Origin of the sequence: Delftia sp. JD2, assembly GCF_001682645.1 — a bacterium.
GTDB classification, from domain to species: domain Bacteria; phylum Pseudomonadota; class Gammaproteobacteria; order Burkholderiales; family Burkholderiaceae_C; genus Comamonas; species Comamonas acidovorans.
The window spans coordinates 84,626-98,156 of sequence record NZ_LFJT01000014.1; the positions used below are offsets into that span (position 1 = coordinate 84,626).

The 13,531-nt window shown below is 67.2% G+C and carries 11 protein-coding genes and 1 other RNA gene; 5 read left to right on the plus strand and 7 right to left on the minus strand.

Features of this window, described 5'->3' with window-relative positions; translation table 11 throughout:
- Positions 1-10: 10 nt before the first annotated feature.
- The 4 genes from ACM14_RS10190 to ACM14_RS10205 form a co-directional block, all read right to left on the minus strand.
- On the minus strand, positions 11-1,378 hold the full coding sequence (locus ACM14_RS10190; RefSeq protein WP_065346083.1) for an MATE family efflux transporter: 1,368 nt from the start codon (positions 1,376-1,378) through the stop codon (positions 11-13).
- A complete protein-coding gene (locus ACM14_RS10195; RefSeq protein ID WP_065346084.1) occupies positions 1,375-3,114 on the minus strand; it encodes a hypothetical protein in 1,740 nt (579 codons plus the stop codon). The genes ACM14_RS10190 and ACM14_RS10195 overlap by 4 nt, the downstream gene beginning before the upstream one ends.
- A 155-nt stretch (positions 3,115-3,269) precedes the next feature.
- Entirely contained in the window at positions 3,270-3,515 is a 246-nt protein-coding gene (locus tag ACM14_RS10200) for a type B 50S ribosomal protein L31 (RefSeq protein ID WP_013801474.1), read from the minus strand.
- 114 nt (positions 3,516-3,629) lie between these two features.
- Positions 3,630-4,823: a citrate synthase family protein gene (locus ACM14_RS10205; protein WP_065346085.1), complete on the minus strand. Its 1,194-nt coding sequence runs from the start codon at positions 4,821-4,823 to the stop codon at positions 3,630-3,632.
- Positions 4,824-4,924: 101 nt separating this feature from the next.
- Here ACM14_RS10205 and ACM14_RS10210 point away from each other — a divergent pair, with 101 nt between their 5' ends.
- Complete coding sequence (locus ACM14_RS10210) at positions 4,925-6,334, plus strand: CoA transferase (RefSeq protein ID WP_065346086.1); 1,410 nt, start codon at positions 4,925-4,927, stop codon at positions 6,332-6,334.
- Positions 6,335-6,407: 73 nt separating this feature from the next.
- On the opposite strand, the gene rho is transcribed toward ACM14_RS10210, so the two are convergent.
- Both rho and trxA read right to left on the minus strand, forming a co-directional pair.
- Positions 6,408-7,670, minus strand: a complete 1,263-nt coding sequence (gene rho, locus ACM14_RS10215) for a transcription termination factor Rho (RefSeq protein WP_012206705.1) — start codon at positions 7,668-7,670, stop codon at positions 6,408-6,410.
- 266 nt (positions 7,671-7,936) lie between these two features.
- The gene (gene trxA / locus ACM14_RS10220; RefSeq protein ID WP_012206704.1) at positions 7,937-8,269 is read right to left on the minus strand and encodes a thioredoxin TrxA; all 333 of its coding nucleotides are present in this window, start codon (positions 8,267-8,269) and stop codon (positions 7,937-7,939) included.
- Positions 8,270-8,540: 271 nt separating this feature from the next.
- Here trxA and ACM14_RS10225 point away from each other — a divergent pair, with 271 nt between their 5' ends.
- Positions 8,541-9,917 carry a TIGR03862 family flavoprotein gene (locus ACM14_RS10225; RefSeq protein WP_065346087.1) on the plus strand — a complete coding sequence of 459 codons (1,377 nt, stop codon included), beginning with the start codon at positions 8,541-8,543 and terminating at the stop codon, positions 9,915-9,917.
- Between the two features lie 65 nt (positions 9,918-9,982).
- Here ACM14_RS10225 and ffs read toward each other — a convergent pair.
- Positions 9,983-10,079: signal recognition particle sRNA small type (gene ffs / locus ACM14_RS10230), an RNA gene on the minus strand.
- 100 nt (positions 10,080-10,179) lie between these two features.
- On the opposite strand from ffs, the gene dnaX reads away from it, so the two are divergent.
- From dnaX to recR, 3 genes are all read left to right on the plus strand, one after another.
- Entirely contained in the window at positions 10,180-12,372 is a 2,193-nt protein-coding gene (gene dnaX, locus ACM14_RS10235) for a DNA polymerase III subunit gamma/tau (RefSeq protein ID WP_065346088.1), read from the plus strand.
- Between the two features lie 47 nt (positions 12,373-12,419).
- Positions 12,420-12,752, plus strand: a complete 333-nt coding sequence (locus ACM14_RS10240) for a YbaB/EbfC family nucleoid-associated protein (protein WP_012206701.1) — start codon at positions 12,420-12,422, stop codon at positions 12,750-12,752.
- A 145-nt stretch (positions 12,753-12,897) separates the two neighbouring features.
- Entirely contained in the window at positions 12,898-13,488 is a 591-nt protein-coding gene (gene recR, locus ACM14_RS10245; RefSeq protein ID WP_012206700.1) for a recombination mediator RecR, read from the plus strand.
- Positions 13,489-13,531: the final 43 nt, after the last annotated feature.

The window sequence follows — 13,531 nt, forward strand, 5'->3', positions numbered from 1 at the left end:
CCGTTGCCGTTCAGCGGCTTGTGGCTTTGCGCACGATGGCGCTGAACACCAGGGCCGTCACCAGCAGCGCACAGGCACTGCTGGCCCAGAACGGGGCGGGCGTGCCATGGTGCAGCCAGGCGGGCAGGGCGCTGTCCGTGCCGTAGGCCAGCCAGTATCCGCCGGCCAGTCCGCCGCCCCACAGCAGCAGGCAGTAGATGGCCAGCGGCGCCACGGTGATGCGGTAGCAGCGCAGCACGAAGAGGCAGAAGGTCTGCACGGCGTCGGCCACATGGTAGGCAGCCACCCAGGCCAGCAGGCTGGCGGTAGTGGCCACCACCTCGGGGTTGCTGCTGTAGATGCGGGCCAGGCCCTCGCGGGACAGGAACAGTGCCGAGGCCAGCACCAGTCCACCCGTTGCCGCAAGCCGCCAGCCCATGGTGACAAGGCGGCGCGCCATGGCCTCGTCCCCCGCGCCGCGCCAGTAGCTGATCCGCGCGCTGGTGGCAATCGCCAGCGACAGGGGCACCATGTAGCACAGCGCCGCAAGATTGGCAGCAATCTGGTGGCTGGCCGATGACAGCGTGCCCTGGCGCGCCACGAACAAGGCCATCAGCGTGAACGAGGTCACCTCCACCAAAATTGCCAGCCCTGCAGGAACGCCCAGTCGAGCGAACTGCGCCAGTTGCGGCCAGTTCGGGGGCTCCATGCGCTGCCACAGCGCCAGGGGCGCATACAGGCTCTGGCTGCGCATCAGCACGAATGCGAGGGCGACCATGGCGTAGTTCACCACCAGCGTGGCCCAGGCACAGCCCTCGGCGCCCAGCGCAGGCAGGCCGGCGCCGCCAAAGGCCAGCCAGATCGACAGGGGGATTTTCAGCAGCAGCGACAGCAGCTGCAGCCAGGTCACCAGCAGGGGATGGCCCAGCGCCTGGTTCAGTGTGCTGTAGATGCGAAACAGCAGCGCGGCCGGAAGGCTCCAGGCCAGCACCGAAAGATAGGCCCGCACCTCCACCTGCAGCGGTGGCGGCACATCGGCCCAGCGCAGCAGCGCATCGGGAAACAGCAGCACGCCCATGCCCAGGGCGCAGGCGGCCAGCAGCATGTACATGGCCTGACGCAGCGTGCGGCCTATGGCCTCGGGCTGTCCGGCGCCGCGATGCTCGGCCCACAGCGGCAGCAGGGCCTGGAAGATGCCCATCAGCGAGACATAGACACTCACGAAGATGGCCGAGCCCACGGACAGCGCTGCCAGCGCTTCTTCGGCGTAGCGGCCCGCCACGATGGTGTCGGTCACGCCGAAGGCCATCACCGCCAGCTGCCCGGCCAGCACGGTCAGCGCGTGCTGGGCGATGGTGCGCCGTTCGGTGCCCAGTGGTGCGCGCGCGGGCTGGCTCATGGCCTGGCCTGGGCGCGGCTCGGCTCGGGCCTGCGCTTCAAGACCAGCAGGAAGTCCTTGCGATCGGTGGGGCGCACCACGCGGGCCACGGTTTCCCAGGTGCCCTGCAGGCGCGCGCTGTGCGGATCCAGCCAGGTTTCTTCCTCGGCCACCATCCAGTCGCAGCGTGCGGCGCCGGCCATGCTCAGGCGTTGGGTGTCGATGTCGCCGTAGTAGCGCAGCGCCGCAATGTGGGCGCGGGGCAGGCCATAGGTTTGCACGCAGCTGCCGTCCTTGGGCAGTTCGGCCAGCACCTGGCGCATCTGCGGCTCGAAGCTGCGCGCGTGGTCCAGCAGCGGCAGCCACAGCGTCATCAGCAGCAGCCAGCCCAGCGTGGCGCCGCTGGCCGGCAGCACCAGGCTCTTCCAGATGGCGGCGCGGTTGCGCGATGTGCGCCAGGCGACGAGCACGCACCAGGCCAAGGTGGCGGCAACCGCCACGGCGAAGGAGAACACCGAGAATTCCGGCGTGAACTGCGGAGCCAGCCTGGCCACATTGGCAGCCGGCTTGGCGGGAACGCCCGTCTGCAGCGAGAGCCAGATCACCCAGATGGCAATGGCGGCGGCACTGAAGAACAGCAGGGTGAACCAGTCGATCAAGGCGCTGATGCTGCGGCGCAGCGTCGGCAGGGCAAAGGCTGCCAGCGTGGCGATGGCGGGCAGGCCCAGCAGCAGGGCGCGGTCCGCAGGCAGCGTGCTCAGCGAAGCGATCACCGGAATGACGGCAAACCACAGCGGCAGCGCCAGATGGGGATAGCGGCGAGGCGCGGCGATCTGGCGGCGCCAGACCCACAGGGTCCACATGGCCAGCGGCCAGGCCGGCCAGCTGAACCACAGCAGCAGCCTGACCAGGCTTTGCCATTCCTTGGCGGTGCCGCTGTCCACAAGGCGCCAGGCCCATTGGTCCAGCCACAAGGACAGTGCAGCCGCCAGCAGCGTGACGCCCAGCCACAGCGCGGTCCAGATGCGCGCCTCGCGCGGCGCGGGCGAGGGCTCGTCACCCCAGGTGCGCGAGAAAAACGCCATGGTCGCACCGCCCAGGCCGAACAGCGTGGCCACGGTCGGCGCGCCGCTCAACGCCAGGCCCGGCAGGCCCAGCAGCAGCGCCAGCATGGCGGTGCGGCCGTGGTAGGGCATGGCTGCGGCGGCAAAGAACAGCAGGGCCGCGCAGCCGAGCTGGGTCATGTAGCTGGTGGTTTCATGGGAAAGCTGGGCCAGGCCCAGGCAGGCCACCAGGGCCAGCAGGCCGCCATCGGCCATGGCGCGCGCATAGTCGGTGGGCTGTGCCTCGCCGCCAAAGGCAAAGGCCACGGGGCGCGCGCCCGGCGTGCGCGCCAGGTAGTACACGCCCCACCAGGTGGCCGTCAGCGTGAGCACCAGCATGGCGATGAAGGGCAGGCGTGCCGCCATCTCCAGATGCAGCCAGGAAGGCGCTCCCTGCATGGCCAGTGCGCCAAGCCAGTACGACAGCAGGCCCTCGGATTCGGGCAGCAGGCCCGCCATGCGCGGTGCCAGCCACGAGGTATGGCCCAGGGCCAGCTCCCGCATGTAGCCGAAGGCCTCCATGTCGGCCATGCGCCAGGGGCTGCGCCCCACATATCCGGGCACGACATAGGCCAGGCACAGCAGCAGCAGCGACCAGCGGGGCAGGCGGCGCACGGCGCTTTGGGCAACGATGGCAGGGGTGGGCTGGTTCACTCACAGGACTTTCTGCAACGGAGGGCGCAAGAATACGCGAAGCAAAGGCCTCGAAAAGAATGGGGCATGCCGGGCCGCCATGGATTGGCCGGACTGCGAAAAACAAAAGGGCAGCGCGGTTGCCCGTGCTGCCCTTCTGGCCGGAGAAGCAGGATTTACTTCTTGCCGAAACGGTTGCGGAAGCGCTCCACACGGCCGCCCATGTTGTCCACCGACTTTTGCGTGCCGGTGTAGAACGGGTGCGACTCGGACGAGGTGTCCAGCTTGAACAGGGGGTAGTCCTTGCCTTCGAAGGTGTCGGTTTCCTTCGTGTTCACGCAGGAGCGGGTCACGAACTTGAAGCCGTTGGACAGGTCCACGAACAGAACTTCGCGGTAGTTGGGGTGGATGCCTTCTTTCATGATCTTTCCTTCTGATGCAAGTGCGGTAGCCGTGCCTGACCCGCTGCAACCTTTGTAGCGGTTCAAATCAAGCGTACTTTCCGCAAGAAAAAGCCCTGCATTATCGCATAGTGCTCAATTGCGTGCCAAGCCGGCGGGCCTGAGCCCTGTGTACGCCGCGCGTGGCCGAATGATCTGCCGTGTGGCGCGCTGCTCCAGCGCCTGTGCCAGCCAGCCTGCGCAGCGGCCCAGCGCGAACAGCCCGAAGGCGCTGCCCGCTGGCAACTGCAGGTGCCGCCGCAGGGCCACCAATGCGAAATCGACCGAAGGGGCCAGGCCGGTGAGTGCCATCACTTCGGCCGCCAGGGCCGCCGCCGGTCCCTGCCTGGGCAGCATTTCCAGCAACAGGGCGGCGCGCACATCGCCTTCGGGGTAGAGGTGGTGGCCGAAGCCGGGCAGGGTCTCGCCGCGCGCCAGGCGCTGGCGCAGGCGTGCCGGGGCCTGCGCCTCGCCCAGCTCGTCCCAGAGCGCCTCGACGCGCGCGGTCGTGCCGCCGTGGCGCCCGCCCGTCAGGGCGGCAAGGCCTCCCACCACGGCCGCCCGCAGGCTGGCGCCCGTGGATGCCACGCAGCGCGCCGTGAAGCCGGAGGCGTTGAGTTCATGGTCGGCGCACAGCACCAGGGCCATGCGCACCAGGTCGGCGCCTTGTGCGTCCAGACCCCAGGCCTGGGCGCATTGCAGGTGGATGGGGGTCTTGTCCGGCGCCGTGCCCAGCAGGCAGGCCGCCAGCAGGCGCAGGAGCGCTCCGCAGCCTGCCGCCAGCCGTTCTGGCGATTGCTGCCATGCGGCGGTGGCCGCATCATCGCTGGCGACGGTGAACAGGGCCAGCAATGTGTTTTCGCAAGGCTGGCCGGCCATGCGCTGCTGCAGGTCGGGCAACACTGGGGCGGCCTCCACGGCGTGTGCGGCGAAGGCGGCATCGGCCGGGTATTGCCAGAGCAGGGCGGCGGTCTCTTCCAGCGTGTGCGAGCGTGCCCAGTCCACGGCGTCCTCGCCACGGTAGTAGAGGCGGCCCTGTTCTATCAGCGTGATCGATGACTCCAGCACCGGCAGGCCCCAGTTGAGCGCGGCCTGGGCGACTTCGCGGGGTTTGCGGCCCTGGCCGCGCTGGCGCGCGAGCTGCTCGACCTCTTCGCGCAGGTAACGGCTTTCGCGCGGCGTGTCTGCCGCATGGGCGTGCAGCAGACCCCGGCTGACATAGGCATACAGCGTGGCGCGGCTCACGCCCAGCAGTGCGGTGGCTTCGGTCGAGTTCAGGTAGTCGGGCATGGGTGTGATGATATGTTGATTTATTTAATCAATATTGACAATATTTTCTGGAAATCTATGGTGCGAGTTCCAACCCTTGTTTCCGTTGCCAGGAGTGCTCCATGTCCAGTCTTCCATCCTCTTCCGCTTTTGATCACTGCGCCGCCCAGATCTGGGCGGCACTGGAAGGTGCCCACGGCGCGCTGCACCGCCTGGAGATGCGCGGGCAAGGCGCCTTGGCCTCGGTGTTTCCGGTCTCTGATCTGGCGGCGGCCAGCCTGGGTGTGGCAGGCCTTGCCATCTCCGAGCTGGTGGCCCAATGCGGCGCTGCCGCGCCGCAGGTGGTGGTGGACCGCAGGCTCGCGTCCCTGTGGTTCGGCAGCAGCCTGCATCCACTGGGCTGGGAGATGCCCGCGCTGTGGGACGCCGTGGCCGGTGACTACCGCACGGCCGATGGCTGGATCCGCCTGCATACCAATGCGCCCCACCACCGCGCAGCGGCGCTGGCCGTGCTCGACACGCCGGCCGATCGGGAGGCTGTAGCGACGGCGGTCAGGCGCTGGGCGGCGCATGAGTTGGAGTCGGCCGTTGTCGCGCAGGGTGGCTGTGCCGCCGCCATGCGCGGGCTGGCTGTCTGGGCTGCGCATCCGCAGGGGCAGGCCGTGCAGCAGGAGCCTTTGCTGGCGTGGCAGGTGCATTCTCAGCAGGGCCAGCCCTTCAGTTTCAGTGCTGGTGCGTGGCAGCCATCGGCGCAGCGGCCGCTGCAGGGGCTGCGCGTGCTGGATCTGACGCGCATCCTGGCCGGTCCCGCCGCCACGCGCTGGCTGGCGGGCCATGGTGCCGAGGTGCTGCGCATCGATCCGCCCGGTTGGGAGGAGCCGGGTACGGTGCCTGAAGTCACGCTGGGCAAGCGCTGCGCCCGGCTGGACCTGCGGGCGCCCCAGGATCGTGCCGTGTTCGAGCAACTGCTGGCCGGTGCCGACGTGCTGGCCCATGGTTACCGGGACGGTGCGCTGGAGGGGCTGGGATTCGGGGCCGCGTGGCGCCGTCGGCTGAATCCCTCGCTCATCGATGTGTCGCTCAACGCCTATGGATGGAGCGGGCCCTGGCAGCAGCGGCGCGGCTTCGACAGCCTGGTGCAGATGAGCGCCGGCATTGCCGATGCAGGCATGCACCGGCTGGGCCGTGACCGACCCACGCCGCTGCCGCTGCAGGCGCTGGACCACGCCACCGGCTATCTGATGGCTGCCGCCGTGGTGATGGCGCTGGTGCGGCGCATGCAGGGGCAGGGCGGCAGCACGGTGCGCGCCTCGTTGGCGCGCACGGCCCATCTTCTGGCAGGGCACGGCGTGGGCGACCCGGATGCCTGCCCGCTGGCGCCGGTGAACGGTGCCGAGGATTTCAGCGCGGCGATCGAGGCGACCTCCTGGGGCGCGGCGCGGCGTCTGCGGGCGCCGGTGGAGGTGGCGGGTGCGCCCATGCATTGGGAGCGCGCGGCCTGTGCGCTGGGCACGTCTGTCGCAGCGTGGTGAGACGGGCGGCTGGAATGCAAAACGCCCCGCGTGAGCGAGGCGTCTGTGGGTGCCGTGGGTTGGATCTGTGCGATCAGCCGCCGCGGCGCATCATGTCGAAGAAGTCCACGTTGGTCTTCGTGGCCCGCATGTTCTTGATCATCAGCTCCATGGCCTCGATCTCGTCCATGTTGTACATGAACTGGCGCAGGATGCGGGTCTTTTGCAGGATCTCGGGAGCCAGCAGCAGTTCTTCGCGGCGTGTGCCGCTCTTGTTGAGTTCGATGGCGGGGAACACGCGCTTTTCGTAGAGGCGGCGGTTCAGGGCCAGTTCGCTGTTGCCCGTGCCCTTGAACTCTTCGAAGATCACTTCGTCCATGCGGCTGCCGGTATCGACCAGGGCCGTGGCGATGATGGTCAGCGAGCCGCCTTCTTCCACATTGCGTGCCGCGCCGAAGAAGCGCTTGGGACGCTGCAGGGCGTTGGAGTCCACGCCGCCCGACAGCACCTTGCCCGACGAGGGCACGACGTTGTTGTAGGCGCGGGCCAGGCGGGTGATGGAGTCCAGCAGGATGACCACGTCCTTCTTGAGCTCGACCAGGCGCTTGGCGCGTTCGATCACCATCTCGGCCACGTGCACGTGGCGCGTGGCGGGCTCGTCGAAGGTGGAGGCGATGATTTCGCCCTTGACCGAGCGCTGCATCTCGGTCACTTCTTCGGGGCGCTCATCGACCAGCAGCACCATCAGGTGCACGTCGGGATGATTGGCCGTGATGGAATGGGCGATGCTCTGCATCATCATGGTCTTGCCGCTCTTGGGCGGTGCGACGATCAGCGCGCGCTGGCCGCGGCCGATGGGGGCGATGATGTCGATGATGCGGCCGGTGATGTTCTCCTCACCCTTGATCTCGCGCTCCAGGCGCAGCTGCTGGGTGGGGAACAGGGGGGTCAGATTCTCGAACAGCACCTTGTGCTTGTTCTGCTCGGGCGAGCCGCCGTTGACGGAGTCGAGCTTGGTCAGTGCGAAGTAGCGCTCGCCATCCTTGGGCGTGCGCACTTCACCTTCGATCATGTCGCCGGTGTGCAGGTTGAAGCGGCGGACCTGGCTGGGAGAGATGTAGATGTCGTCGGTGCTGGCCGTATAGCTGGTGTCGGGGCTGCGCAGAAAGCCGAAACCGTCCGGCAGGATTTCCAGCACGCCGTCGGCGAACACTTGTTCGCCTGCCTTGGCTCGCTTTTTGATGATGGCGAACATCAACTCTTGCTTGCGCATGCGACCGACGTTTTCGATCTCAAGCGCTTCGGCCTGCTTCAGGACTTCAGACACGTGCAGTGCCTTGAGTTCATTAAGGTGCATGGAGTGACTCCAGAACGGAGTGGAAAGAAACCAGGGGAAGGCGTTGAGCCAAGCGAAACACTGTGGAAGTGGGCTGGCTTGCCTGAGGGTCTCAGCGCGGCCTTCAATGCATAAGGCCGGTGATGAAGGGCATTATGACAGGAAAAAATCCGAAGGTCACAGGGAAATTTGCGCTGGCGCCTCGTTTATGCGCCAGTGCGATGCGGTGCTGCGGCCAACGCCGGCCCGCATCTGTGACGGCCCCGTGTGCGGGGCCGTCGGGGGAATCAGGCCAGGTGCTGTTCCAGGAAAGCGGACAGCTGTGCCTTGTTGAGGGCGCCCACCTTGGTGGCGGCCAGCTGGCCATCCTTGAACAGCATCAGCGTGGGAATGCCGCGGATGCCGAACTTGGCAGGGATCTCGCGGTTCTCGTCCACATTCATCTTGGCGATGGACAGCTTTTCCTTGTAGGTCTGCGCTGCTTCGTCGAGGATGGGGGCGATCATCTTGCAGGGGCCGCACCATTCGGCCCAGTAATCGACCAGCACCGTGGTGCCAGGCTGCAAGACGTCGGCTTCAAAGCTTGCGTCGGAGATGTGTTTGATCAGTTCGCTGGCCATGGGTGGAGTCCTTGATTTTTCGCAATGAGGAAGGCGCAGGAAAATCCGCACCGCAAAAAGATTGTGACAGAAACCTATCACCTGCTGCACCGTATGGGCGGTAGCTCAATGCTATGACTGTCATAGCTGTTTATGGGGTGGCGACAGGGTTGCCGGGACTCCGGGAATTAGTGGCGCCTGCGCGCAGACCGGCCTGCGGCAGGGTATTCTGCGCGCCCGCGCTGCAGGCATATGTGCCGGCCGGCAGCGCCAAGTTGAATGCGAGCATGGAATGGAAACTGATGTGATGGATGCTTTTGAACCCGGTGCGGCAGCGCGCACGATGGACTGCGATGTGGCGGTGATCGGTGCGGGGCCTGCGGGCCTGATGGCGGCCGAAGGGCTGGCCGGCAAGGGGCTGGATGTCCATGTGTTCGAGGCCAAGTCCTCCGCTGGGCGCAAGTTCCTCATGGCAGGCAAGGGCGGGCTCAACCTGACCCATTCCGAAAACCTGCCCGCCTTTGTCTCCCGCTACGGCGAGCGCAGTGCCGAGGTGTCGCGCTGGCTGGAGCTGCTGTCGCCGGATCAACTGCGTGCCTGGGCTGGTGAACTGGGCGTGGAAACCTTTGTGGGCAGTTCGGGCCGCGTATTCCCCAAGGACATGAAGGCTGCGCCCTTGCTGCGTGCCTGGCTGGTGCGTCTGCAGACCCAGGGCGTGGTGCTGCACACGCGCCACCGCTGGGTGGGCTGGCAGGACGGCGATGCGCTGGGCTTTGATACACCCGAAGGGCGGCTGCAGGTGCGGGCAAGGGCCGTGGTGCTGGCATTGGGCGGTGGCAGCTGGGCGCGCCTGGGCTCGGATGGCGCCTGGCTGCCCTTGCTGGAGCAGCGCGGTGTTGAAGTCGCTGCGTTGAAGCCTTCCAACTGCGGGTTCGATGTGGGTCTGGATGGCGCGGCTTCGGGCGGACAGATCGATCGCCGGGAGTTCATGGCCGAGCTGCTGGGTGCCAGCCCCCAGCCTGCGCGCGGCTGGAGTCCTTATTTCACCGAGCGCTTTGCGGGCCAGCCCTTCAAGTCGGTGGCGCTGTCCTTTGATGATGGCAAGGGCCACGTTTTCTCGCGCAAGGGCGAATTCGTTGCCACGACCGCGGGCGTGGAAGGCAGCCTGATCTATGCCGTCTCTGCGGCGTTGCGCGAAGCCATTGCGCGCGATGGGCAGGCCACCGTCCATCTCGACCTGCTACCCCAGTTGACGCCCGAGCGCGTGCTGGTGGAAGTGCGCCATCCACGCGGCTCGCGCAGTCTGGCCAGCCATCTGAAGGGGCGCCTGGGCCTGGACGGCATCAAGGCCGCCGTGCTGCATGAGGTGCTGGGCAAGGAAGGTGTGGCCGACCCTGTGCGGCTGGCCCATGCCATCAAGGCCCTGCCCATCACCGTGGTGGCGGCCCGACCCATTGACGAGGCCATCAGCACGGCAGGTGGCGTGCGGCTGGAAGCTCTGGACGCCAACGGCATGTGCGCAGCCGCTTCTGGCGTTTTCTGCGCCGGCGAGATGCTGGACTGGGAGGCTCCCACGGGCGGCTACCTGCTGACGGCGTGCATGGCCAGCGGCCTGCAGGCGGCGCAAGGCGTTGCGCGCTATCTCAAGGCGGATGGCGCAGAGCGTTAAGGAGAAGAGGGTGCCGCAGCGGGCCTGGACGGGGCAGGCGCCCGCAGGGCCTGCTGTTCAATGAAGGTGACGAGCCTTGCCCTCGGCACTGGTTTCACGGTTAGGGCTGCTTGGTTCCCCACCTGACCCGGTTGGCCGCTTCCCCATGCGAGGAGGCCCGTCACTCTCGATTATAGGGGCAAACACCGGGCCGCCCGGACGACATGGCCGGCCAAACCCGGGTGGCCTCGGGCAAGGGCGCCCAGCCCCGTAGAATCGCGGGATGTCTTATCTTGTGCTGGCCCGCAAATACCGCCCCCGCAATTTCTCTGAAATGGTGGGGCAGGAGCATGTCGTTCAGGCGCTCACCAATGCCCTGACGCAGCAGCGCCTGCACCATGCCTATCTGTTCACCGGCACGCGCGGCGTGGGCAAGACCACGGTCTCGCGCATTCTGGCCAAGTCGCTCAACTGCCAGGGCGCCGATGGCCAGGGCGGCATCACGGCAACGCCCTGCGGCGTCTGTGCGGCCTGTACCGAAATCGACAGCGGGCGCTTTCCCGACTACACGGAGCTGGACGCTGCCTCCAACCGTGGCGTGGACGAGGTGCAGAGCCTGCTGGAGCAGGCTGTCTACAAGCCGGTGCAGGGACGCTTCAAGGTCTTCATGATCGACGAAGTGCACATGCTCACGAACACGGCCTTCAACGCCATGCTCAAGACGCTGGAGGAGCCGCCCGAATACCTGAAGTTCGTGCTGGCCACCACCGATCCGCAGAAGGTGCCCGTGACCGTGCTCAGCCGCTGCCTGCAGTTCAACCTGCGGCCCATGGCGCCCGAGACCGTGCTGGAGCATTTGGGCCAGGTGCTGGGGCAGGAAGGCGTGGCCTCCGAGCCCCAGGCCCTGCGCCTGCTGTCGCGCGCCGCGCGTGGCTCCATGCGCGATGCGCTGTCGCTGACCGACCAGGCGATTGCCTTTGGCAGCGGACAGCTGCAGGAGGCCACGGTGCGCCAGATGCTGGGCAGCGTGGACCGCAGCCATGTGTTCCGCCTGATCGAGGCACTCGCCCAGGCCGACGGCCAGGTGGTGGTGGAAACCTCCGACGCGCTGCGCCGCAATGGCCTGTCCGCCGCCTCCACGCTGGAGGAAATGTGCGCCGTGCTGCAGCGCATGGCCGTGGCACAGGCCGTGCCGCAGATGGCCGCTGACGCCAGCGATCCAGAAGCCGCAGAGATCGCCCGCCTTGCGGTGCTGATGCCGCGCGACGAAACCCAGCTGCTCTACAGCATCTGCCTGCATGGCCGGGCCGAACTGGGCCTGGCACCCGACGAGTACGCGGCGCTGACCATGGCGCTGCTGCGGCTGCTGGCGTTCAAGCCGCAATCTGCAGAGCCCGCCCCGGGCGCGGCTGAAAAAAAAACTCCAGCGCTGACCCCCTCCACGGCGAAGCCTGAATCTCCCGCGCCCGTGGCGCAGGCGCGGCCCGCACAGCCCGCTGTGCCTGAGGCTCCCGCTGTGCCCGAGGCTCCTGTTGTCCTAGCCAAGGCGGCCATGCCCGTCCCGGTCGCGCCTCCTGCTCCTGTCGCGCCTGTCGCATCTCCCGTGACCGCTGCGCCCGCCGTGGTCACTCCCGTGGTGCAAGCCGTTGCGGCTCCAGCGCCTGTTCAGGCGCCCGTGGCCGTGGCCGCAGTTGCCAGGCCGGAACCCGTGCTTGCGCCTGTCCAGGAGGCCAGGCCTTCCGCTGCTCCAGAGGTGAAGCCGGCCGCCGGTGTCGCCCAGGAGCCCCTGGATGAGCCCGTGGACGATGTGCAGGAAGACGAAGACTCTTCTGCCGATGAGGCGCCGCAGGCGCAGGATACCGATGCGCCCGACGAGGGTGCCTGGGCCGGGATGCCCGATGAAGGCTGGGCCGACGAAGGCCGCTGGAGCGATGACGGAGATCTGGCCCTGGAGCCGCCTGCCGCTGCCGTGGCACGGCAGGCCGAACCGCAGATCGACACTCAGATCGATGCGCAGGACTTCGCTCCCGAACGTGGCCGCCAGTCCCCCGGTGCGCCACCCGCGCCGACCGTGGAGCGCACGCCCGATGGCGATGTTTGGCACGCTGCCGTCCAGCAACTGGTGCAGGCCGAGGCCGTCACGGCGCTGGCACGGCAACTGGCGCTGCAGTCGCAACTGGTGGCGCGCGATGGCGATGCATGGACGCTGCGCGTGGAAAGCAGCTCGCTGGCCCAGCCCGCCACGCGCGAGCGCCTGCGTGCGGCGCTGGAGGCCGCTGGCCTGGCGCGGCAACTGCATGTGGAGCAGGGCGCCGTGGTGGACAGCCCCGCGCGGCGCAATGCGGTGGCCAGCCATGAGCGCCAGCGCATTGCAGAAGACATCGTGATGAATCATTCTCTGGTGCAGACCCTGATCCGCAGCCATGGCGCGAAAATCGTGCCCGGCAGTATCAAGCCCGTATCCATTCAGCCCTGACACGCTCTAGAGCGTTTCGTTTTTACCCTACAGAAGAAGGAACTCACATGTTCAACAAAGGACAACTGGCCGGCCTGATGAAGCAAGCCCAGGCCATGCAGGACAACCTCAAGAAGGCCCAGGATGAACTGGGCAACATCGAGGTGGAAGGTGAATCGGGCGCGGGCCTCGTGAAGGTGGTCATGACCTGCAAGCACGACGTCAAGCGCATCACCATCGACCCCAGCCTGCTGGCCGAAGACAAGGACATGCTGGAAGACCTGGTGGCTGCCGCCTTCAACGCCGCCGTGCGCAAGGCCGAAGAGACTTCCAACGAGAAGATGGGCAAGCTCACGGCCGGCATGCCCGGCCTGCCGGGCGGCATGAAGTTCCCGTTCTGAGGCAGGCCCCAGCGGTTGTGCCGAACAGCCTGGAGAGGCCATGCCGGCTTCTCCAGCTGCCCACTCGTGTGGAGTGGCCATCGAGCGATCTGCCCCTGCAGATCGCTTTTTTTCTGAGAACCTTCTCCATTGAAAGGAAGCTGCCATGTCGGACGTGCAATCGCTCGATGGCCTGATCGAGGCCTTGCGCAGGCTCCCGGGTGTGGGCATCAAGTCGGCGCAGCGCATGGCCTTCCACCTGCTGCAGCGCGACCAGGACGGCGCGCGGCAGCTGGCCCGTGCCCTGACCACGGCCGTGGAGTCGGTCACCCACTGCGAGCGCTGCCATACCTTCACCGAAGGCCGCATCTGCTCCATCTGCCAGGATGAAGGGCGTGACGCGGCCCGGCTGTGCGTGGTGGAGGCGCCCGCCGATATGGCGGCCATGGAGCGCACGGGTGCCTACCAGGGCTATTACTACGTGCTGATGGGGCGGCTGTCGCCACTCGACGGCATAGGTCCGCGCGATCTGAACCTGTCATCCCTGCTGGAGCGTGCCGGGGACGGCAAGGTGCAGGAGGTGATCCTGGCCACCAGCTTCACGGCGGAAGGCGAGGCCACGGCCCATGCGATCAGCGAGGCCCTGAAGGCGCGCGGCATCCATGTGACGCGGCTGGCGCGCGGCGTGCCCATAGGCAGCGAACTTGAGTACGTGGACCTGGGTACGATCGCCCATGCGCTGGTGGACCGCCGGTAGTGGCCGAGGCGGCTGGCGTTTCTTGTCTTTTCATCAGGAGCCT